Here is a 19,901-nt window from a genome sequence, read left to right on the forward strand (position 1 = left end):
ACGGCGCATTTGTTAATGCGCCGTTTTCATTTGTGTAATAAATTAGCTATAGTTAATTTGCCTAAATTAACGCCACGATGTAGCAAATGCCACCATCTACTAACAATAAAAAAACGAACGTTCATAACTTTAAGTTGACCTTTTGGTTATCGCTTACGCTAACTGTACTAGTTGGTATCGTTCTTGATCGTATTAACTACAATCGTGTTAAAGATGCTCATCGCCTACAAATTCTTTCTGAAGTAAGTACATATCGAGCTCAATTAGAATCTATTTTAGTTTCTAATATCCAACTAGTTCGAGGTTTAGGTGTTGCCGTAGCGGCGCAGCCTGATTTACAGCAAACACAGTTTGAACAAATTGCCCAACCACTATTTAAAACCTCAAATGAGCTTCGCAATATTGGTGGCGCTCCCGATATGGTAATTCGCATGACTTACCCCTTAAAAGGTAATGAAAAAGCACTCGGTTTAAACTTTTTAGAAGAAAAAAACCAACGCGCTGATGCTATTAGAGCTCGCGATACAAATACCATTGTAATGGCTGGCCCATTAAAATTAATCCAAGGTGACATAGCACTTATAGCCCGCGTTCCTGTTTACATACCGCCAGAAAATCGCTTTTGGGGATTACTTTCAGTTGTTCTCAACATTGAAAAAGTCTATGAAAATTCAGGTATTTATGAGCTAGAAAAAGAATACAACGTCGCTTTACAAGGCAGGCATGGACTTGGCAGCAAAGGGGAGTTTTTTTACGGTAATCAAAACATAATAGAGCAAGACCCACTTGAGTTTACGTTAAGCTTTCAAGGTGGCAATTGGCAACTTTACGTAGCACCTAAAATAGGTTGGAGCCCACCAAATTCAGCCGTGTGGCCACTTAGGCTATCAATTATAATTATTTGCGGGTTATTAATTTGGGCCTTTTTATTCTTTTTGAAAATGCTTAATCGTCAGCAACAAAATGAAAAAATGCTTGAGGCAATGAGTGATCTAGCCCAAATAGGCGCATGGTCATTTAATTTAGAAACGAAACAAGTGTATTGGTCTGATATGACCAAAAAACTATTTAAATACCCATTAAATAGCCAACCAGAATGGCCTAAAGATTTAAATTACTTTAAAAAAGGCACTAGCAGAGAAACAATTAAACCTTTAATTGAACGAGCTATAAAATATGGTGAAAGCTACGAAGTTGAATTAGAAGTAATGGATGAAGAAGGTGAATCTGTTTGGGTACTCGTACATGGTGAAGCAGAACGAAAAAATGGACGATGCACACGTATTTTTGGCTCATTACAGAATATTGATACCCGTAAAAAGATTGAATTAGAAAATAATAAAACAGCATTACACAACGAAATTTTAGCCTCCCTTACCGTTAATAAATTAATATTAACTGGGCAACTGAGCCAATCAAAAGATATTATTACTAAAGCAATCTGCCAAGCATTTGATATTAAACGTGCCAGTATTTGGTTTTTTAATGAAGACAAATCCCAACTAAGCCCTTTTGCCATACATAGTAAACATTCGTCTAGTGATAAAATTGACTCTATTTGGCTAAGAAAAAATCTTCCCGGCTTTTTTAATGCAATAGATCACCAGCCTGTATTTAATGTGCCTGACGCCCAAGAACACCCAATACTTGAGCCAATTAAAGAACAGTATTTAATGACTCTCGAGATTAAATCAATGCTGTGCGTAATAATCCCTGCAGGAAGTGGCGCTATAGGAGTCGTCTGCGCAGAGCAATGCCAATCAAAACGCTACTGGTCTAAAAACGAAGAAAGCTTTTTAATTGCCGTTGCAGCGTTAATAGGCAGCTTGCACTCAAGCCAACAGCGAATTGAAACCGAACAAAAACTAGTTTCAGCCAAAGAAACCGCCGAACAAGCTGTTGAAGCTAAAAGTGAATTTTTAGCGAGTATGAGCCACGAAATTCGCACCCCAATGAACGGTGTTTTAGGTATGCTTAACATAATTAAGCAAACTCAATTGGACCTGCAGCAAAAACATCATATTGAACTTGCTCAATCATCAGCTCAATCTTTGCTTAATATAATTAATGACATATTAGACTTTTCTAAAATTGAAGCCGGTAAGCTCGATATTGAAAACGTGCAATTTAATTTACCTCGGTTATTAGGCGAAGTGGTGGAATCCTTTGCTTTAAAGGTAGAACAAAACAATACAAAACTTATTCTAGATGCTACTCAAATAACGGTTAGCGAGATAATTAGTGACCCTAACCGCTTGCGCCAAATTTTAAATAACTTAATTGGCAACGCGGTTAAATTTACTATTGATGGCGAAGTAGTCATTACTGCCAGAATAGATGAAACAACGGATGGCTCGTTCCTACAGTGTTCGATTATTGATACTGGTATTGGTATTGACCCTAAAAAACAAGCGTCGTTATTTGACTCATTCACACAAGCCGATGCTTCAACAACACGCCAATTTGGGGGCACAGGGCTTGGCCTTGCCATAGTAAAACAATTGTGCGAACTGATGAACGGTGAAGTGAGTGTAAACAGTATGCAAGGTGAAGGAAGTACATTTTCTTTTACAGTACAAATACAACCGCGCTTAAGTAAAGAACAAGATTTACCGAGTCATTTAATTAAAAACAAACATATTTTAATTATTGATGAGTGCTCGTTAAATGCTAACACCGCTAATAAGCAGCTCACTGTTTGGGGTGCAAAAGTTAATTGTATACATAACTATCTTGAGGTTGATGATTACTTAAGTAATATAACCACCCACCCTGGTGCTATTTTAGTTGATTACTACTTTTTTGAAAAGGCCCCACAAACGCATATCAACGCGCTCAAAAACTTTATAAATATGCATAGTTGCAAGTTAGTTATTATGGCGCCAATGAGTTATTCGTCTGAGGAGTCTAAAGTAGGTATGGAAGTCGACTGTATGATTTTCAAACCTCTCACACCGTCTGATTTGTTTGACTCACTTACAAACGATAAATACATTGAACAACAGCAGCAACAAGCACAGCTTCAAAACAAGCTAACTAAAGCGCCAGTACTCGATTCATCAGAACCACAACTATTGCTTGTTGAAGACAATAAAATAAACCAAGTGGTTGCCTCTGCGCTATTAAAGCAGGCGGGTGTTACTTTTGATATTGCCGAAAATGGACTTGAGGCAATTGTAAAGCTCAATGCAAAACAAGGTAAACCATATAAGCTAGTTTTAATGGATTGCCAAATGCCCGAAATGGATGGCTACCAAGCCACTAAAGCCATTAGAGAAGGTGATGCAGGTAAAGATAATGAAAATATTACTATTATTGCGCTAACAGCCAATGCCATGCAGGGCGATAAAGAAAAATGCCTAGCCGCAGGCATGAACGACTATTTAAGTAAGCCTCTCGATTTAGCTGCATTACAACCAAAGCTTCAACAATGGCTTGGCATTCAATAAAGGTGTAAGCTAATAAAATACGCTTACTAATTTGAGATTATTTATGCAGTTATCAACAAATCAACAACGTATTCTTGGTTGCCTATTAGAAAAACAAAGCACGACGCCAGAGCATTATCCGCTATCGTTAAACGCTCTCGTGAACGCATGTAACCAAAAGTCTAATCGCGATCCTGTGTTAAGTCTTACAGATGAAGACGTGCAAAACGCACTTGATGAACTAATAGACATGCGTTTGGTAACTATAGATGAAGGTCTTTCGGGTCGTGTAAATAAATACGATCACCGCTTTTGCAACACTGAATTTAGTAATCTGCAGTTTTCTGCTCAGCAGCGTGCCATTGTTTGTTTATTACTTTTGCGTGGTGCTCAAACCCCTGGTGAATTAAGAACCCGCAGTGCTAGGCTTGCTGATTTTAATAACGTAGATGAAGTAGAGGCAGCGCTCAATAAACTGATTGAAAGCGAGTACGTCACAAAGCTAGAACGAGAAGCAGGTAAACGTGACAGCCGATATATTCATTTATTTGGCGAACAACAAAATAATCCCGCCGATGCCTTTGTTGCTCTACCAAGCGAAGTAATTAAAGACAAAGAATTAAGCGATTTACTTGAAGAAGTAGAAAAATTAAAAGCAGAGCTTCGCCAAATAAAAGCTCATTTAAAACTTTAATTAACTAAAACTAAATCACATAATAAGTTTATTGCGTATCACATATTAAATTTTATAAGGAGCTGCCAATGCGCGCCGAAATTATGGCTGAAATGAAGGTTCAGCCAACGATTGATGTAAATGCTGAGATAACTCGCCGAGTTAATTTTATTAAAACACGTTTGGTAGCAGCTCATTCACGCTCGTTAGTACTGGGTATTAGCGGTGGTGTTGACTCATCAACCTGCGGCCGCTTATGTCAACTTGCTGTAAACGAGCTAAATAAAGAACACGATACTGACAAGTATCAGTTTATTGCAGTGCGCCTACCTTATGGTGTACAAGCTGACGAAGATGAAGCACAAATGGCGGTTGATTTTATTCAGCCAAGTAAACGTATGACCGTAAACATACAACCTGCGGCTGATGCATTGCATGAGCAAGCGATAGCTGCTGTAGTTGGCTGTGGTGAAGCACTGCCTGAGCAAGCTCAAATAGATTTTATTAAAGGTAATGTTAAAGCGCGTCAACGTATGGTTGCTCAGTACGAAATTGCAGGTTTTTGCCAAGGCTTAGTAGTGGGTACCGATCATAGTGCTGAAAACATTACTGGTTTTTATACTAAATTTGGTGACGGCGCGTGCGATTTAGCCCCTCTGTTTGGTTTATCAAAACGCCAAGTTCGTGCACTTGCTACTGCGCTAGGTGCGCCAGCTTTATTGGTAGATAAAGCACCTACAGCTGATTTAGAAAGTGACCGCCCAGGTTTAACAGACGAAGAAGCACTTGGTTTGAGCTATGAGCAAATTGATGACTTTTTAGAAAGTAAACCTGTGTCTAATGATGTTGAACAAAAGCTTGTAAGTATTTACATGCGTACACAACATAAGCGCCAACCAATTCCGACAATTTACGATTAATGTTTTAGTAAATAAAATAAAGCAATTAATGCCTTTGAGGATTAATTGCTTTTTTGATCGACAGATTAAGAAGCTGCGTATATTTTAATAAATTAACGCTTTGAATTTTATAATACCAATTGCATTAAATTAGTGAGCTATTATAGCCCTATGAAATAGCGATAGAACGATGATATTTTTAATGATATTGGTATAACTACCCGCCAAAGAGAACACTGCCTTATATGACATCGCCCATTTTAATTACCGGCGCAGGCCAACGTATTGGTTTAGCACTCGCTCAGCATTATATAGCCCAAGGGCAGAGTATTATTATCACGTATCGTACTCGTCACGCCGCTGTTGATAAATTAGAGCAACAAGGCGCTGTATGTATTTATGCCGATTTTAGTACCGATGAAGGTATTAGTGCATTTATAAATACGCTTAAAGAGCATACAACATCGCTGCGCGCTATTGTTCATAACGCATCAAGCTGGGACTGCGAAGCTAACAACCCTGACTTTGCAGCACTGTTTGATAATATGATGCGAATACATGCCAAAACACCGTATTTAATTAATTTAATGTGCGCAGAGCTGCTTTTAAACTATCAGCAAATTGAAAAAGTACCTGCCGATATAATACATCTTACTGATTATGTAGTTGAAACAGGCAGCCCTAAACACTTAGCTTATGCAGCAAGTAAAGCAGCACTCGACAACCTAACCAAATCGTTTAGCGCTAAATATGCGCCAAACATAAAAGTGAACTCGATTGCTCCATCGCTCATTATTTTTAATGAACATGACGATGAGCAATATCGAGCTAAGACCCTTAAAAAATCATTAATGGGCATTGAACCCGGATGCCAAGAAATTATCAATAGCATTGATTTACTATTACAAAGCCACTACATCACAGGGCGCTCTTTGCCTATTGATGGCGGTCGTCATTTAAAGTAAATATAAATAAACTGAGATATTTATGCACAATGAATTAAAAGAAAGTTATGAAAAAATCATCACCGCTGTAGGTGAAGATGCTAACCGCGAAGGCTTACTTGATACGCCAAAACGTGCTGCAAAAGCAATGGAATATTTAACGCAAGGGTATCGTCAAACGCTTGATGAAATAACTAATAAAGCAGTATTTACATCTGACGCTGACGACATGGTGTTAGTACAAGACATAGAGCTCTACTCTATGTGTGAGCATCATTTACTGCCTTTTATTGGCCGTTGCCATATTGCTTATATACCAAACGGTAAAGTATTAGGCTTGTCTAAATTTGCACGTATTGTTGATATGTTTTCACGCCGTTTTCAAATTCAAGAACAGTTAACGCATCAAATCGCTAAAGCAGTTGAAGAAGTGACTGGCGCTAAGGGCGTGGGCGTTATTGTTGAGGCAAAACACATGTGTATGATGATGCGCGGTGTAGAAAAGCAAAATTCAAGCATGCGTACATCAGTAATGTTAGGTAACTTTAGAAGCGATCCTAAAACACGTAACGAATTTTTGCAGCTTATAAAAGGTTAACCCTATGGCTAATGCAATTATTAACGTTACTAATTTACGCCTGCGTACGTTTATTGGCTTTAACCCCGATGAGCGTGAAAAAAAGCAAGATGTAGTGATCAACCTAGAGATTCACTACCCTGCTGATGACGCGTGTAAAACGGATGAAGTTGACCAAGCACTTAATTATAAAGTGATCACCAAAGAAGTTATTAGCTTAGTAGAGCAAGGCCACTTTTTACTGCTCGAAAAATTAGTGGCTGAAATTCTTGCGGTTTGTCACGCGCACCCAAGCGTTCATTATGCTAAAGCACGTGTTGATAAACCACATGCACTGCGTTTTGCCGACTCAGTGTCGTTAACGCTTGATTGGGCTAAATAAGGTCTTAAAAACTTATTTAAAAAAGCTTTTCGAATCCTACGGCAAGGGCGATAACCGCTAAATAGCGCGCGCCTTTGCCTAGTGTTACTAACAGTAAAAAGGTACTAAATCGTACTTTAAATATACCTCCAATCACCGTTAATGGGTCCCCCACAACCGGTAACCAAGCAAATAACAAACTATACACTCCATATTTATTAAATTGCTTTTGTGCGCTATCAAGCCCTTTTTTCGATACAGGAAACCATTTTTTATCTTTAAAACGCAGTACTTGCGTGCCTAACCAGTAATTAATACAGCTCCCTAACACATTTCCAAGTGTTGCTACGCACCACATAAGCCATAAATTAACTTTATCATGAGTAATCATCCCCACCATAATCACCTCAGAAGAGCTAGGCAGTAATGTGGCAGATATAAATGCGCTAATAAATAACGTGAGATAAAGCATAATGCCCTTATGGCTAAACGTAAAAACCCAGCCTATAGCTGGGTTTATAATACCAATTTTATTAAAAACATGATCATTCTAGCGTATTAAATAACTCACTAACGACGTTAAAAATTATTTATATAGAACAACTATGTATCATAATTTTAGCCTTGTTATTGAGCTATTTTCTTATCGCTATAATAGATCACTAATTTAATGCAATTGGTATAAAAATAACTGAGGTTTTATTTTATCAAATTTAAACTAAACGGGTAATTAAACTCTTTACCTTCATTAGCTTTAATACTTGCCATTACAACCATTACAAACCCAAAAATTGCCACTATAGGTAGTAATATTAAGCCGACTGCTACAAACATCAGTACAAAACAAACTACATATGCAATTGCCATCGTTATTTGAAAGTTAAGCGCCTTTTTACCGTGCACGTCAACAATAGGCATTTCATCTCTTTTAATTAACCACACAATTAATGGCCCAATTATTGAGCCAAACGGCACAATAAATCCGGCAAGCGCACTCAAATGGCATAACATAGCCCACATACGGTCATCTTTGTTAACTGGTTCAACCTGTTGATTTTCTTCCATAACACTCTCCTTTTTGTTTTATGTATGTTGCCTCTTAACTAAACAAATGTCTACAAATCAACCAACGTATTTATGTTTAAAAATCACAGCGTGAAATTTTGTGATAAAAAAGTGATAAGTTTGTGAGAGTTTCTGGAGACGATTATTCAATACTTAACTCGAATCATCACTTACAGGAAATAATAATGAAAACTTCTACATTAACAATCGCAATTCTTTTAGCGGCAGCTAGCCAATCGACTATGGCCGCAGAATTAGACCTAAAAGTTACTAACCTAACCAAAGGTATTCACTTTACTCCACTGTTAATTACAGCACACAACAGCGAAGACACACTATTTGAAGTCGCAACAGAGGCATCTACAGCACTACAAACAATGGCTGAAGGCGGCAATATTGCAGAGCTAGTTGCACAAGCAACTGCAGCGGGCAGTGATATGGCTGCAAATCCAGCTGAAGGTTTACTTGCACCAGCCGCATCTACAACGGCAACACTGAGCACGACTGACGGTAATGAGTACCTATCTTTAACTGCAATGATGCTACCAACTAATGATGGCTTTGTAGGCTTAAACAGCTGGAAAATCCCAACAGAAGCGGGTACTTACACAATTAATTTAAATGCTTACGATGCAGGCACAGAACAAAACAATGAGCTTGTAGTTGAAGGCTCTGGCGCACCAGGTACTCCAGGTATTCCTGCAGCTCCAGGTGGCGACGCTGGCACTGGCGGTACAGGTGTATTAAGTGGTGATACAAATACAAGCATCCATATTCACCCAGGTAGCTTAGGTGATGACGATTTAGAAGCGGGTAATAGCGATTTAAGTAATACAGTACACAGATGGTTAAACCCAGTAGCGCAATTAACCGTTACAGTTAAGTAGGAGCATGATTATGTCATCTGCTAACAACCTTAAAAAAAGTCTACTAGTGCTTGCACTTGCAACCACACTTGCAGCGTGTAGCGATAATGATAACGACCCAATTGTTGAAGAGCCTGTGATCAGTGAGTTTACTATTACTTTTAGTAACTTAACTGCAGGACAGCCTTTATCACCACTCTCTGTCATTGCTTTTGAAGATGAAGCACCTTGGACATTCGGTACAACCGCTTCTGTTGGTTTAGAAATGCTTGCAGAAAGCGGCGCAAATGAAGAATACCTCAGCTACGAGAATGCACTTGCTGCAGTTTCAGCTGAAGGCGCTATTGGCCCTGGTGAAACCACCACAGTGATTATTACTGTTGAAGAGCAAGAAACGCTTAATTTGTCATTTGCTGCCATGCTTGGGAATACAAATGATGCTTTTACCGGTCTTAGTTCTTTAGATGTATCAACATTAGAAGTTGGCGGCTCGTTATCACGCACTACGACAGCTTATGATGCGGGTACGGAAGCAAATACAGAAACAGCTGAAACTGTGCCAGGTCCTGCCGCTAGCGGTGAAGGGTTTAACGAAATACGTGACGATACAGCCGATATAATAACGATGCATCCAGGCATTGTTTCAAATCAAGATGGATTATCTACATCAGCACTTGGTGTTGAACATAAGTTTGATAACCCAGTATCGAAAATAGTAATTACGCGCACGCAGTAACGTTCCAGCTTGTAATGGGGAAGTAAGGGAGCACGGATGCCCCCCTTTTTACGAGGTAATACATGCGTCACGAAAAAATATTAGTAGTAGAAGATGACAGAGAAATAGGTAAGTTAATTACCACGCAGCTAACGTCGCTTAACTTACATGTTGATCATGTTGTAAGCGCAGAACTTGCCTTAAAAAAAATAGCTAAGCATCCCTACGGACTTATTTTACTCGATATAAACTTACCCCAAATGGATGGTTTGAGCTTATGCCGAAAAATAAAAGAGCATTACCCAACTACCTCCGTAATTTTACTCACCGCGCTTAGTAGCGATATGGACAGAGTTATTGGCCTTGAAATGGGCGCCGATGATTATATTTGTAAACCCTTTTTTGCACGCGAATTACAAGCCAGAGTAAAAACCCAATTACGCCACAGAGCACAACTACTCGCGAGCCAAAACAACGACAACTCTCCCGTTGATAGCGAACAAACACTAAATGTAGGCTCACTCAATATAGAATTTAGTTCGCACCAAGTGTATTTAGGCAAGCAAGCCCTTAACCTTACCGCCACCGAATTTGATTTACTCGTTTACTTTGCACGCCATCCTAATCATGTTTTTAGCCGCCAGCAGTTACTCGATAAAGTATGGGGTTACCAACACAGTGGGTACGAGCATACGGTTAATTCACATATAAACCGCTTACGTGCCAAGCTAGAAGAACACCAACAAGCGCCTATCATCGAAACAGTTTGGGGTGTTGGTTACAAACTAAACCCTAGCCAACTCAATTAAGACACCTATTATGAAATTATCTTTGTATCAAAAATTAGCTATATCGCTAGTCGTGATTTTTTGTTTTATTTGCGCCCTAGTTTACGGCTGGAGCAAGCAATTAGAACTGACTTCAAAACACCACGCCGAACAAAATCTGCACTTAGCGTTAGCGGAACATTTAGTACAAGATAACCCACTAATAAAAGAAGGGGTTTACGACTATAAAGCGCTTGAAAACCTCTTCCATACCTTAATGTTATTAGGTCCTGCGTTTGAATTTTATTTTGTAGACGAAACCGGAAAAATTCTTACTTACTCAGCAAAGCCGGGTAAAGTTAAACGCACGCATATTAGTTTAACGCCTTTAAAAAGGCTGATTAACGACCCAAGCGCTGCACCTATTTATGGTGATAATCCTCGTAATAAAGAGCAACAAAAAATATTTTCAGCCGCGCCAGTATTTAATCAAGATAAGCTACAAGGTTATTTATATGTAATTATTGGTGGTGAGGCTTACGATACCTCACTAAGCACTGTAAAAAATAATGATAAGTTATGGCTAGCTGCTTTATGGCTTGGCTCTGCACTCGCATTTTTATTTATTGCGATGCTAATTTTACTACGTTTTTTTACCAACCCAATTCAGCGCTTAGCACGCGATGTTAGTAATATTGAAGCCGCTAACTACAGCCTTACCGACACCAAGCTAAGTAACTATTCAACGCAAAAAAGTAACGAAGTGCATAGTTTAGGGCGAAGTATTCAAGCCATGCTTACCCGTATTAACGAGCAGTTTAAAGCGCTTGAACAAGGCGATAAACAACGCAAAGAGTTACTAACTCACTTATCGCACGACCTACGTACACCACTTGCTTCACTGCAGGGGTTTTTAGAAGTATTAAATCAGTCGGGTGAACAACTAAGTAAAAAAGAGCAGCAAGAATACTTGCAGGTATCGCTTAATAATTGTGGGCAATTAAAGCTACTCATAGAGCAAATATTTGAGCTTGCTCACTTAGAAAATGGCGAAATAAGTATAAATAAAGAAACCTTTAATTTAGGTGAGCTTATTTACGATTGCATGGCAAAATTTAGTTTAGCCGTTGATAAAAAAGGCATTAGTTTGTCGGTAGAACCTGCAATTTGTGATTTTCCTGTGGTTGCCGATATAGCTAAATTAGAGCGCGTGTTAAGTAACTTAATTGACAATGCAATTAGGCACACCCCTCGCGGTGGCAGCATTGCAGTACATGTAAAACGCAGTGACGATAATCAACTATTTGTGCATGTATCAGACACAGGCGTAGGTATAAAAGAAGATGAGCTGAATGCTATTTTTGACCCGCACTACCAAGCAAGTAATTCTAATAAAGAAGGGCGCCAGCAAGGTGGTTTAGGATTGGCCATTTGCAGAGGTTTATTAAAACTGATGGATAGCGAAATTTACGTACAAAGTGAAATTGGTAAAGGCACTATGTTTAGCTTTAATTTGCCACAAAAAAAGGTGCTTTTTTAAAAAGCACCTTATTGAGTTAAATCTATTTAAATATAAAGATTAATTACTTTTTAATACCCGCTAAATCAAGCATAAATGCATAGTTTAGCGCGGTATCTTCTAAGCGCTTAAAGCGACCCGATGCGCCGCCGTGCCCTGCTTCCATATCTATTTTAAACAATAACTTATTGTCATCAGTTTTATAGTCACGCAGCTTAGCAACCCATTTTGCAGGCTCAAAGTATTGAACTTGTGAATCGTGCAAGCCAGTCGTTACTAACATATTAGGATATGCTTGCTTAGATACTTGGTCGTATGGCGAGTAAGACAGCATGTAATCGTAATACGCTTTTTCGTTCGGATTACCCCACTCGCCGTATTCATTGGTAGTAAGTGGTATGCTTGCATCAAGCATCGTGGTTACTACATCTACAAACGGTACCGCTGCAACCATGCCTTTATAAAGTTCAGGCGCTTGGTTTGCTACTGCGCCCATTAATAAGCCACCAGCACTGCCACCTAACGCAAATATTTCATCTTTTGCGCCATACTTTTGAGAAACCAATGCTTTAGTTACATCAACAAAGTCATTAAATGTATTCTTTTTAGTTAGTAGCTTGCCGTCTTCGTACCAAGGACGACCTAGCATTTGCGAGCCACGTACATGGGCAATTGCAAATACAAAGCCACGGTCAAGTAAACTCAAACGCGTGCTTGAAAAAGTAGGGTCCATGGTTGCGCCATAAGAGCCGTAACCATATTGCAGTAGCGGGTTAGTACCATCTTTTTTAAACGCATCTTTTCGGTAAACTAAGCTTACCGGTACTTTTATGCCATCACGTGCTGTTACAAAAATACGCTCTGAGGCGTAATTATCAGCATCAAAATCACCTAATACAGCTTGCTGTTTAAGTAGTTTTTTATCGCCAGTTGCTAAATCTACATCATACGATGAACCAGGTGTAGTCATGCTTGTGTAGTAAACACGTAATGTGCTGCTATCTATATCGTTATTACCATAAGTACCAATTGTATAAGCGCTATCGTTAAAGCTCAGTGGTAACTCTTTACCTGTTTTTAAATCACGCGCAATCAACTTTGATTGGCCCATTTCACGCTCTTGGTAAACTAAGTAGTCATTAAATAAATCAATGCCTTCGAGTTTAATATCATCGCGCGCAGGGATCACACTTTGCCAATTAGCCTTGTCACCTGCTTTATCAATATCAACTTTCATTAGCTGAAAATTTACAGCATTTAAATTAGTGACAATGTAATAAGTATTCCCTAGCTTCGAAATATCATATTCAAGCCCTGCTTCGCGTTCAATTAAGCGTTTAGGCATTGCCTTAGCATCATCAGCACTTAGTACCGATACGCCTGATGCTGCTGTGCTGCTATGCCAAATATAAATTTCTGACTCATCTTTGCTTTTACTCATACCCATGTAGTAACTGGTATCAGTTTCTTCGTAAATTAGCTCATCATCAGCTTGTGGTGTACCTAATGTATGACGATACACTTGGTAACCTAATAGAGTTTGTAAATCTTTTTTAATGTAGTAAACCGTTTTATTATCGTTTGCCCAAACTATACCGCCGTTGGTGCCCTCAAGTGTATCTTCGAGTAATTTACCGGTTGTTAAATCTTTTATTTTTATACTATAAATACGACGGCTAACAGTATCTTCGCCATAAGCCATTAAATTGCCATTCGGGCTTACATTTAAGCCACTTACTGCATAATAATCATGACCTTTCGCAAGCTCATTTACATCTAAAATAACTTGCTGATCGGTACTTGTAAAATCGCTGCTGCGTAAGTAAGTAGTGTACTCGTTATCGCCACGTGTTTGCGTTGAGTAAAAATAATCACCGTTTTTAACTGGGACTGAATCATCGTCTTTTTGAATACGCCCTTTTAGCTCTTCAAACAATTCACTTTGCAGCGTTTTAGTATGTGCAAGCATTGCATCTGTGTATGTATTTTCAGCTTCTAAATAGTTAATAACCTCTGGTGCTTTACGTTCGTCATCACGTAACCAATAGTAATTATCTACACGTGTGTCACCATGAATAGTCATCTCATGAGGCACTTTTTTAGCAACTGGGGCAATAGCTTGGGCTACTTGAACCGTTTTAACTTGTGTATTATTTTTTTTGGTTTCTTCAGGGGCTTGATTACAGCCACTTAAAATAGCTAGCGATAATGCAGCAAGTGCGAATGGAGTACGTTTCATCAGTCAAAGTCCTTGTTGGTTTTTATTTTTTTATTAAGTAATTAAATATACCTAAAAATAACCTGTGTTGTGATTTACTTTGTGAAGCTATGTAAAGTAAATCAACGTAATTCCTCTTTTCTTAATAAGCCTACATCAGGTACTCTGTAGATATATAAGTCATTTTCAAGCTCAACTGATTAAGGGTAGGAATGAATAACGAAGTAATAAATATTTTAACTATGGCTAAAGTAATACAAACAGCTGTAGCTCCTGTATTTTTAATAACCGGAATTGCAGCTACTTTAGGGGTTCTATCTAATCGTTTGGCACGAATTACCGATAGGGCACGTCAGCTAGAACGCAGACTAAAAGTAAGTACTGACGAGGACTTTAATAAATCACTCGCTACAGAGCTGCGCGCTCTTTTAAAGCGTTCTCGATGTATTCATATTGCTTTTAGTTTAAGTGTATTAAGCGCATTGCTTGTATGCGCTGTGGTTATGTTGTTATTTTTATCGCACATTCAATCAATAAACTTAGGCGTTACCATTGCAAGTTGCTTTGTAGCAGCAATGGCTTTGCTTATATGTGCATTTATGTCGTTACTTGGTGAGGTATTCTTAGCAACTAGAAGCATGCGTCGCGGGATGATATTTGCAGATATTGATATAAACGATTAAGTTTTAGTTAAATCTATCGTATTCACTTGAATAAATACGATGTTAGATACAAGATACCGAATTAAGAATTACAATTTTCAACAGGGGCAAACATGAAATTAAAAAAAGTATTAGCAACAATAGCACTGGCAACGTGTGCATTTAGCGTATCGGCAAATTCTGCATTTAAAGAGCCAAGTGACGCGATTGAATACCGCCAAGCAGCGTTTTCAATGATCTCAGTACAAATTGGTGACATGGGCGCAATGCTAAAAGGTAAAGTACCTTTTGACGCAGAGCAATTTAAAAAACGTGCTAACAACGCAGCTGCACTTTCAAAAATGCCATGGGAAGCGTTTTACGAAGGAACAGATAAAGGCGACACAGCTGCACTTGCTGCTGTTTGGTCTGAAAACGATACTTTTATGAAAAAAGCAACTGCATTCCAACAATACGCAGATGAGCTAGCAGTAGCGGCTCAATCAGGCGATAAGGCCGTAATTGGTAAAGCTTTTGGTGCATGGGCTAAAGGCTGTAAAGATTGCCATAAGCAATTTAAAGATTAATTATTGTTGTTTTAATACTTAATGTAGTAATAACAAATGATAAAAAGCACTGAATGGTTAATCATTCAGTGCTTTTTTGTACCCGGCATTTAAGCCCGTATGTTATTTATTGAGCTAAACCTTCTGCGGGCGACGTTTAAATACAGTCCTAATCCCACCCAAAATGCGTGTAATCACCTTACCAATATCACTTAATATAATGTACAAGCATGGCACTAATATAAGTGTTATTAATGTTGCAAACATCACTGCAAAACCAAGCGCTACCGCCATAGGTATTACAAACTTAGCCTGCAGGCTTGTTTCAAACATAATGGGCAATACACCTGCAAATGTAGTAATTGAAGTAAGTAATATAGGTCTGAATCGAGCACAACCGGCATCTATTACAGCATTTTTAATACTAACACCTGTTTTACGGGCTTGATTCACATAATCGGTCATAACGAGTGAGTCGTTTATAACCACCCCTGCTGCTGCAATAATACCAAAGCCAGACATTAAAGTTATATCCAAACCAAACCAGTAATGCCCCCATATTGCTCCCGTTAAGCTAAATGGAATCACCGACATAACAATAAGTGGTTGCGCATAACTCTTAAGGGGTACGGCTAATAAAACATACACCAAAATCATACCGCCGAAGAAAAACATCTTCTGCTGATTAGCCTGATCTTGTTGCTCTTCAATGGCGCCACCTAGTTCTGACTTAACACTTGGATATTCTTCTTTAAGTTGTGGTAGTAGCTTTTCTTTAATTTGATCTACAACTTCGTTTGGCTCAATCACTTCTTCATCTATGTTTCCATAAACATACACAGTACGATAGCCCCCTTCACGGCGGATATAACTAATGCCTGGTGTTTCAGTAAGTTCAACTACATCACCAAGCAGTACTTCACGGCCCTGCGGGGTAGTAACAACCGCATGCTTAAGTGACGAAAATGCCTCTCGAGTCAGTTTAGGGTAACGCACCATTACACGTACTTCCTCGCCTCGGCGAATAACACGTTGAGCCTCACCACCGTAAAAGCTTGCCCCAACTTGATTTGCAATAGAAGCTAAGTCTAAACCTAAGTCGTAAGCGACCGGTTTTAGGCTCATTTGCACTTCTTTACTTGCAGGATCTATTGTTGAGCTAATATCAAACAAACCTTCTTGCTGTTGCAGCAACTCTATAAAACGACGTCCTGCATTATTTAATGTATCAATATCAGAGCCATATAATAAATAACCAAATTCGCCGTCACTGCTCCCTCCATTTACATCATCATAAATGGTTAATGATTTAACACCGGCAATATCGGGCATCGCCTCGCGCCAACGTCGTGATAATTCAAACGCGTTATAAGGCCTTATACTTTCATCAACAAGGGGAACAAGCACTTGTGCTTCAGTTCGACCTTGGTTAAATACTAAAATATCTCTTATGAGTTTTTGACCATATTTGCGTTCGGTATCTTCATCAATCGCAATAACCATCGCTTCTATTTCACGAATAGTATTTATTGTTTGTATGTCAGATACATTGTCATTCATTTCTAGATTTATTTGCGGGTAGTCATGCGGGATTTTTGGCATAAACCCGGTACGAACTTGATTTGATGAGATTAAAGCAAAGGTTACGATTAATAGGGCAATAAATGAAAATAACACCGACCAACGCCATTCAACACAACGTATAACAAAGCGTTTATATGGGCCATTTACAAAACCAAAAAATCGCGTATTAAACCGATCGCGCCAGCCACCCTCTTTTATTGGTGAAAAATGAGTGTGAGCAATATGGGCAGGCAGTATCAACTTTGATTCAATCAAACTAAATACTAAACACAACATTACCACCACTGCTATACCATAAAAGAAGGCACTTTCTGGGCCTGTAGATAACGTAAACGGAGCAAATACTGCAATGGTAGTTAGTACACCAAAAGTTGCAGGGGTTGCTACGCGTTTTGCGCCATTAATCACATTAACAACACCACCGCCTTTTTTTTCTATTTCGGTGTAGGCACTTTCGCCTATGACAATGGCGTCGTCCACCACAATCCCTAGCACCATAATAAAGGCAAAAAGTGATAAAATATTAATGGTTACACCAAACAATGGCATCATCATCATTGCGCCCAAAAAGCACACTGGCAAACCAATCATCACCCATAATGCCAACTTAAAGCGTAAAAAGATTGATAGCATAATTGCAACCAAAATAGCGCCCTGAATGAGGTTTGTAACCATCATGTCTAAGCGGGCATTTAGGTAATACGTAAAATCCATTAGTGGCTCTAAACGAGCCCCCAGTGGTAGCTCTTTGTTTTTTAATTCTATAAATGCTTTTACTGAATCAGCAACTGGGATAATACTTTGCTCTTCAGTCGCTTTTACCGATATATAAACTGCATTTTCACCATTGAATTTAAAGTAACGCTCACCTTCAGTGAACTGATCTTTAATCACGGCAATATCTTGCAGCAACACTTTAGCGCCATTAGCCCCTATTTTTACCGGTATTTGTCTAAATTCTTCACCTGAGTAAAACTGATTTTCAACTCGTACAGAAATAACACCCGCATCGGTTTTTAACTGCCCCGCCGAAAAGTTAGCTGAGTAACGACGCACTGCATTCATTACATCACTAAGGGTTAGGTTATATTGACGCAGCGTATCGGGTTCTATTTCAATTGCTATTTCATCAAGAGGAACATCGTTTACCACTAACGACACGTTAGATAGCTGTAGTAACTCATCCTCTATTTGGTTTGCTATAGGCTTAAGCTCAGTAAGCGGTAAGTCAGCAACGAGCGTCATACCTATAACATCTTGCCTAAACTCAACTTGACTTATGGTGACCGGTTCCATACCGGCTGGGAACGTTGCTATACCATCAACCCGTAACTTAACTTTATCGAGTATATCGGTCAGCTCTACATCAGTATTAATTTCAAGACTTGCTCTACCGCCATTTCTAAATGCCCTGTACACACCTTTTTTAATTTCGGTCACATCTTTTAGCGACTCTTCAATTTTTATAAGTATGCTTTCTTCTATTTCCTGAGGAGAGGCACCGGGGTAATTAGCCTCAATATTAATGTAGTTAATCTCTACATTAGGAAACATTTGGCGTTGGATATTTAGAAAGCTAATAATTCCCATCACCACAATAAAAATCATCATTAGGTTGGCAGCAACGGAGTTATTAGCGAAGTAAGCAATAATACCGGTTTGTTTTTCAGCGTTAGGCGCTGTATTTGGTAGTTCAGTGTTACTCATAACTCAGCCTACCTTTATAATTTTTCAGTGGAAGCATTTTCAAGTGCCTCTGTATTTTTAGTATTTTGAAGGCCCGCAATTTTTACAGCCATGCCTTTTTGCGGATATTCTGGCAAAGTAATCACCAACTTATCATCTGCTTGCAAACCATCACTGATGTAAAAGTACTCACCCTCTTCACGAATAACTGTGACTTTGCGCGGCTCAAGTTGCTGCTCTTCATTAACGATCCATACGGTTTTGTTATTAACTAACTCTTGCGGTAAGCGGTAAATATTATTAAGCATTGCACCTGCAAAATTTACCTGTACGTAGCTACCAAACTTAATGGCTGGTTGTATATTCTTAAGACCGTATGGGTCTTCTATACGCACTACTAAACTGCTCATACGCGTAGCGTTATCAACAATCCCTAGGTCGCGGTCAATTACACCTTCACGGGTGAAGCTGTTTAGGCCTTTTTGAATAATCGTTGCGGTAATACCTTTAATACGCTCTGGCAAAAAAACGCTATCGAACCCTGCTATAGGAATAATCACTTCAGCGGTCTCAATATTATTGAGTTCAGCAACTTGCGAACCCATAGTGACAAATTGTCCAACACCTATATTTCGACTAATAACCAATGCGTCGTAAGGGGCTGTAACATCACAATTATCCAAATCACGTTGCGCGCGCTTTAATGCAGCTTGCGCCGACTTAACAGATGCTTGTGCACTGAGCACTTGAGGTTTACGTAAAAATAAATCTGTGCGCGCTTTACTTGGAAAGCGCTTGGCTTCGTCTTCGGCTACTTGAGCTTGAGCTTGTTCCTCTATTAAACCCGCTTGTGCGCGAGCAAGCTCGGCCTCTGCAACAAGTACTGCTGCTTCATAGTTGTCTTTTTCGATAGTGAATAAGGTTTCACCGCGAGCAACTATGCCACCGGCTACAAAATTAGGATGCCAACTTAACACCTCGCCCGACACCTGCGCCGAGAGCAGTGTATTTTCAAGAGGCTTTACTTCACCGTAGCTATTAATAATAACTTGATGATCGTTTGCAATCACTGGCTCAACTTGCACTGTTGGACGAGTATCAATTACTTCTTTTTTTTCTGGATCTTTTGCAATGGCATTGATTCCCATAAAGCCAACAACACCAACAATGAGCGCTACAAATGGAAAAACCCATCTAAGTGAATTTGTTTGCATATCCTATTATCCCCAAAATTCTATTAACGCCATAATACCAGAGCCATATGAAACATTAAGGTGACATTTGTAAGCAACTGTTGCAAATACATATAAACCGCTGCTATTTAGGGCTATAGAATATAACTTCACATGCAGCTCACCTCATTCGTTATATTTTGTTACAAACTTTTATTCA

General features: G+C 39.0%; 17 protein-coding genes. 12 read left to right on the forward strand and 5 right to left on the reverse strand.

Annotated elements, in window-relative coordinates; genetic code table 11:
* Nucleotides 1-86 precede the first annotated feature (86 nt).
* The 6 genes from H5115_RS08280 (at nucleotide 87) to folX (ending at nucleotide 6,903) form a co-directional block, all read left to right on the forward strand.
* Nucleotides 87-3,449 carry an ATP-binding protein gene (locus tag H5115_RS08280; RefSeq protein WP_182754703.1) on the forward strand — a complete coding sequence of 1,121 codons (3,363 nt, stop codon included), beginning with the start codon at nucleotides 87-89 and terminating at the stop codon, nucleotides 3,447-3,449.
* A gap of 43 nt (nucleotides 3,450-3,492) precedes the next feature.
* On the forward strand, nucleotides 3,493-4,122 hold the full coding sequence (locus tag H5115_RS08285; RefSeq protein ID WP_182672092.1) for a YceH family protein: 630 nt from the start codon (nucleotides 3,493-3,495) through the stop codon (nucleotides 4,120-4,122).
* Nucleotides 4,123-4,190: 68 nt separating this feature from the next.
* Nucleotides 4,191-5,021 carry an ammonia-dependent NAD(+) synthetase gene (gene nadE, locus H5115_RS08290; RefSeq protein WP_182754705.1) on the forward strand — a complete coding sequence of 277 codons (831 nt, stop codon included), beginning with the start codon at nucleotides 4,191-4,193 and terminating at the stop codon, nucleotides 5,019-5,021.
* Nucleotides 5,022-5,245: 224 nt separating this feature from the next.
* On the forward strand, nucleotides 5,246-5,965 hold the full coding sequence (gene folM, locus H5115_RS08295; RefSeq protein ID WP_182754707.1) for a dihydromonapterin reductase: 720 nt from the start codon (nucleotides 5,246-5,248) through the stop codon (nucleotides 5,963-5,965).
* A gap of 22 nt (nucleotides 5,966-5,987) precedes the next feature.
* A complete protein-coding gene (gene folE, locus H5115_RS08300; protein WP_002962341.1) occupies nucleotides 5,988-6,542 on the forward strand; it encodes a GTP cyclohydrolase I FolE in 555 nt (184 codons plus the stop codon).
* 4 nt (nucleotides 6,543-6,546) lie between these two features.
* Entirely contained in the window at nucleotides 6,547-6,903 is a 357-nt protein-coding gene (folX, locus tag H5115_RS08305; RefSeq protein WP_002962340.1) for a dihydroneopterin triphosphate 2'-epimerase, read from the forward strand.
* 16 nt (nucleotides 6,904-6,919) lie between these two features.
* Here folX and H5115_RS08310 read toward each other — a convergent pair whose 3' ends face one another.
* Both H5115_RS08310 and H5115_RS08315 read right to left on the reverse strand, forming a co-directional pair.
* Entirely contained in the window at nucleotides 6,920-7,354 is a 435-nt protein-coding gene (locus H5115_RS08310) for a YqaA family protein (RefSeq protein ID WP_182754708.1), read from the reverse strand.
* A gap of 227 nt (nucleotides 7,355-7,581) precedes the next feature.
* The gene (locus H5115_RS08315) at nucleotides 7,582-7,947 is read right to left on the reverse strand and encodes a DUF4870 domain-containing protein (RefSeq protein ID WP_182754710.1); all 366 of its coding nucleotides are present in this window, start codon (nucleotides 7,945-7,947) and stop codon (nucleotides 7,582-7,584) included.
* Between the two features lie 185 nt (nucleotides 7,948-8,132).
* Here H5115_RS08315 and H5115_RS08320 point away from each other — a divergent pair, with 185 nt between their 5' ends.
* The 4 genes from H5115_RS08320 to H5115_RS08335 all read left to right on the forward strand — a co-directional run bounded on the left by H5115_RS08320 (nucleotide 8,133) and on the right by H5115_RS08335 (nucleotide 11,835).
* A complete protein-coding gene (locus tag H5115_RS08320; RefSeq protein ID WP_149594636.1) occupies nucleotides 8,133-8,834 on the forward strand; it encodes a spondin domain-containing protein in 702 nt (233 codons plus the stop codon).
* A 10-nt stretch (nucleotides 8,835-8,844) separates the two neighbouring features.
* Nucleotides 8,845-9,549, forward strand: coding sequence for a spondin domain-containing protein (locus tag H5115_RS08325; RefSeq protein WP_182754712.1), 705 nt, complete (start codon nucleotides 8,845-8,847; stop codon nucleotides 9,547-9,549).
* A gap of 62 nt (nucleotides 9,550-9,611) precedes the next feature.
* The gene (locus tag H5115_RS08330; RefSeq protein WP_007580488.1) at nucleotides 9,612-10,337 is read left to right on the forward strand and encodes a response regulator transcription factor; all 726 of its coding nucleotides are present in this window, start codon (nucleotides 9,612-9,614) and stop codon (nucleotides 10,335-10,337) included.
* Nucleotides 10,338-10,347: 10 nt separating this feature from the next.
* Nucleotides 10,348-11,835 carry a cell wall metabolism sensor histidine kinase WalK gene (locus H5115_RS08335; protein WP_182754714.1) on the forward strand — a complete coding sequence of 496 codons (1,488 nt, stop codon included), beginning with the start codon at nucleotides 10,348-10,350 and terminating at the stop codon, nucleotides 11,833-11,835.
* 43 nt (nucleotides 11,836-11,878) lie between these two features.
* On the opposite strand, the gene H5115_RS08340 is transcribed toward H5115_RS08335, so the two are convergent.
* Nucleotides 11,879-14,053: a S9 family peptidase gene (locus tag H5115_RS08340; protein WP_182754716.1), complete on the reverse strand. Its 2,175-nt coding sequence runs from the start codon at nucleotides 14,051-14,053 to the stop codon at nucleotides 11,879-11,881.
* 191 nt (nucleotides 14,054-14,244) lie between these two features.
* Here H5115_RS08340 and H5115_RS08345 point away from each other — a divergent pair, with 191 nt between their 5' ends.
* Together H5115_RS08345 and H5115_RS08350 are read left to right on the forward strand one after the other, a co-directional pair.
* A complete protein-coding gene (locus H5115_RS08345; RefSeq protein ID WP_002960170.1) occupies nucleotides 14,245-14,715 on the forward strand; it encodes a DUF2721 domain-containing protein in 471 nt (156 codons plus the stop codon).
* Nucleotides 14,716-14,807: 92 nt separating this feature from the next.
* Nucleotides 14,808-15,260, forward strand: a complete 453-nt coding sequence (locus H5115_RS08350; protein WP_024595584.1) for a cytochrome c — start codon at nucleotides 14,808-14,810, stop codon at nucleotides 15,258-15,260.
* A gap of 114 nt (nucleotides 15,261-15,374) precedes the next feature.
* On the opposite strand, the gene H5115_RS08355 is transcribed toward H5115_RS08350, so the two are convergent.
* The gene (locus tag H5115_RS08355; RefSeq protein ID WP_182754718.1) at nucleotides 15,375-18,530 is read right to left on the reverse strand and encodes an efflux RND transporter permease subunit; all 3,156 of its coding nucleotides are present in this window, start codon (nucleotides 18,528-18,530) and stop codon (nucleotides 15,375-15,377) included.
* 14 nt (nucleotides 18,531-18,544) lie between these two features.
* Nucleotides 18,545-19,723 carry an efflux RND transporter periplasmic adaptor subunit gene (locus H5115_RS08360; RefSeq protein ID WP_024595582.1) on the reverse strand — a complete coding sequence of 393 codons (1,179 nt, stop codon included), beginning with the start codon at nucleotides 19,721-19,723 and terminating at the stop codon, nucleotides 18,545-18,547.
* Nucleotides 19,724-19,901: the final 178 nt, after the last annotated feature.

Source organism: Pseudoalteromonas sp. SR44-2 (assembly GCF_014163745.1).
Lineage (GTDB): Bacteria > Pseudomonadota > Gammaproteobacteria > Enterobacterales > Alteromonadaceae > Pseudoalteromonas > Pseudoalteromonas distincta.

Excerpts from the sequence above, each read along its gene's own strand:
- H5115_RS08355 (WP_182754718.1), bottom strand. The coding sequence starts at position 18,530 with ATGAGTAACACTGAACTACCAAATACAGCGCCTAACGCTGAAAAACAA.
- H5115_RS08285 (WP_182672092.1), top strand. The coding sequence starts at position 3,493 with ATGCAGTTATCAACAAATCAACAACGTATTCTTGGTTGCCTATTAGAA.
- nadE (WP_182754705.1), top strand. The coding sequence starts at position 4,191 with ATGCGCGCCGAAATTATGGCTGAAATGAAGGTTCAGCCAACGATTGAT.
- H5115_RS08315 (WP_182754710.1), bottom strand. The coding sequence starts at position 7,947 with ATGGAAGAAAATCAACAGGTTGAACCAGTTAACAAAGATGACCGTATG.
- folE (WP_002962341.1), top strand. The coding sequence starts at position 5,988 with ATGCACAATGAATTAAAAGAAAGTTATGAAAAAATCATCACCGCTGTA.
- H5115_RS08350 (WP_024595584.1), top strand. The coding sequence starts at position 14,808 with ATGAAATTAAAAAAAGTATTAGCAACAATAGCACTGGCAACGTGTGCA.
- H5115_RS08325 (WP_182754712.1), top strand. The coding sequence starts at position 8,845 with ATGTCATCTGCTAACAACCTTAAAAAAAGTCTACTAGTGCTTGCACTT.
- folM (WP_182754707.1), top strand. The coding sequence starts at position 5,246 with ATGACATCGCCCATTTTAATTACCGGCGCAGGCCAACGTATTGGTTTA.
- H5115_RS08360 (WP_024595582.1), bottom strand. The coding sequence starts at position 19,723 with ATGCAAACAAATTCACTTAGATGGGTTTTTCCATTTGTAGCGCTCATT.
- H5115_RS08310 (WP_182754708.1), bottom strand. The coding sequence starts at position 7,354 with ATGCTTTATCTCACGTTATTTATTAGCGCATTTATATCTGCCACATTA.
- H5115_RS08320 (WP_149594636.1), top strand. The coding sequence starts at position 8,133 with ATGAAAACTTCTACATTAACAATCGCAATTCTTTTAGCGGCAGCTAGC.
- H5115_RS08280 (WP_182754703.1), top strand. The coding sequence starts at position 87 with ATGCCACCATCTACTAACAATAAAAAAACGAACGTTCATAACTTTAAG.
- H5115_RS08330 (WP_007580488.1), top strand. The coding sequence starts at position 9,612 with ATGCGTCACGAAAAAATATTAGTAGTAGAAGATGACAGAGAAATAGGT.
- folX (WP_002962340.1), top strand. The coding sequence starts at position 6,547 with ATGGCTAATGCAATTATTAACGTTACTAATTTACGCCTGCGTACGTTT.
- H5115_RS08340 (WP_182754716.1), bottom strand. The coding sequence starts at position 14,053 with ATGAAACGTACTCCATTCGCACTTGCTGCATTATCGCTAGCTATTTTA.
- H5115_RS08335 (WP_182754714.1), top strand. The coding sequence starts at position 10,348 with ATGAAATTATCTTTGTATCAAAAATTAGCTATATCGCTAGTCGTGATT.
- H5115_RS08345 (WP_002960170.1), top strand. The coding sequence starts at position 14,245 with ATGAATAACGAAGTAATAAATATTTTAACTATGGCTAAAGTAATACAA.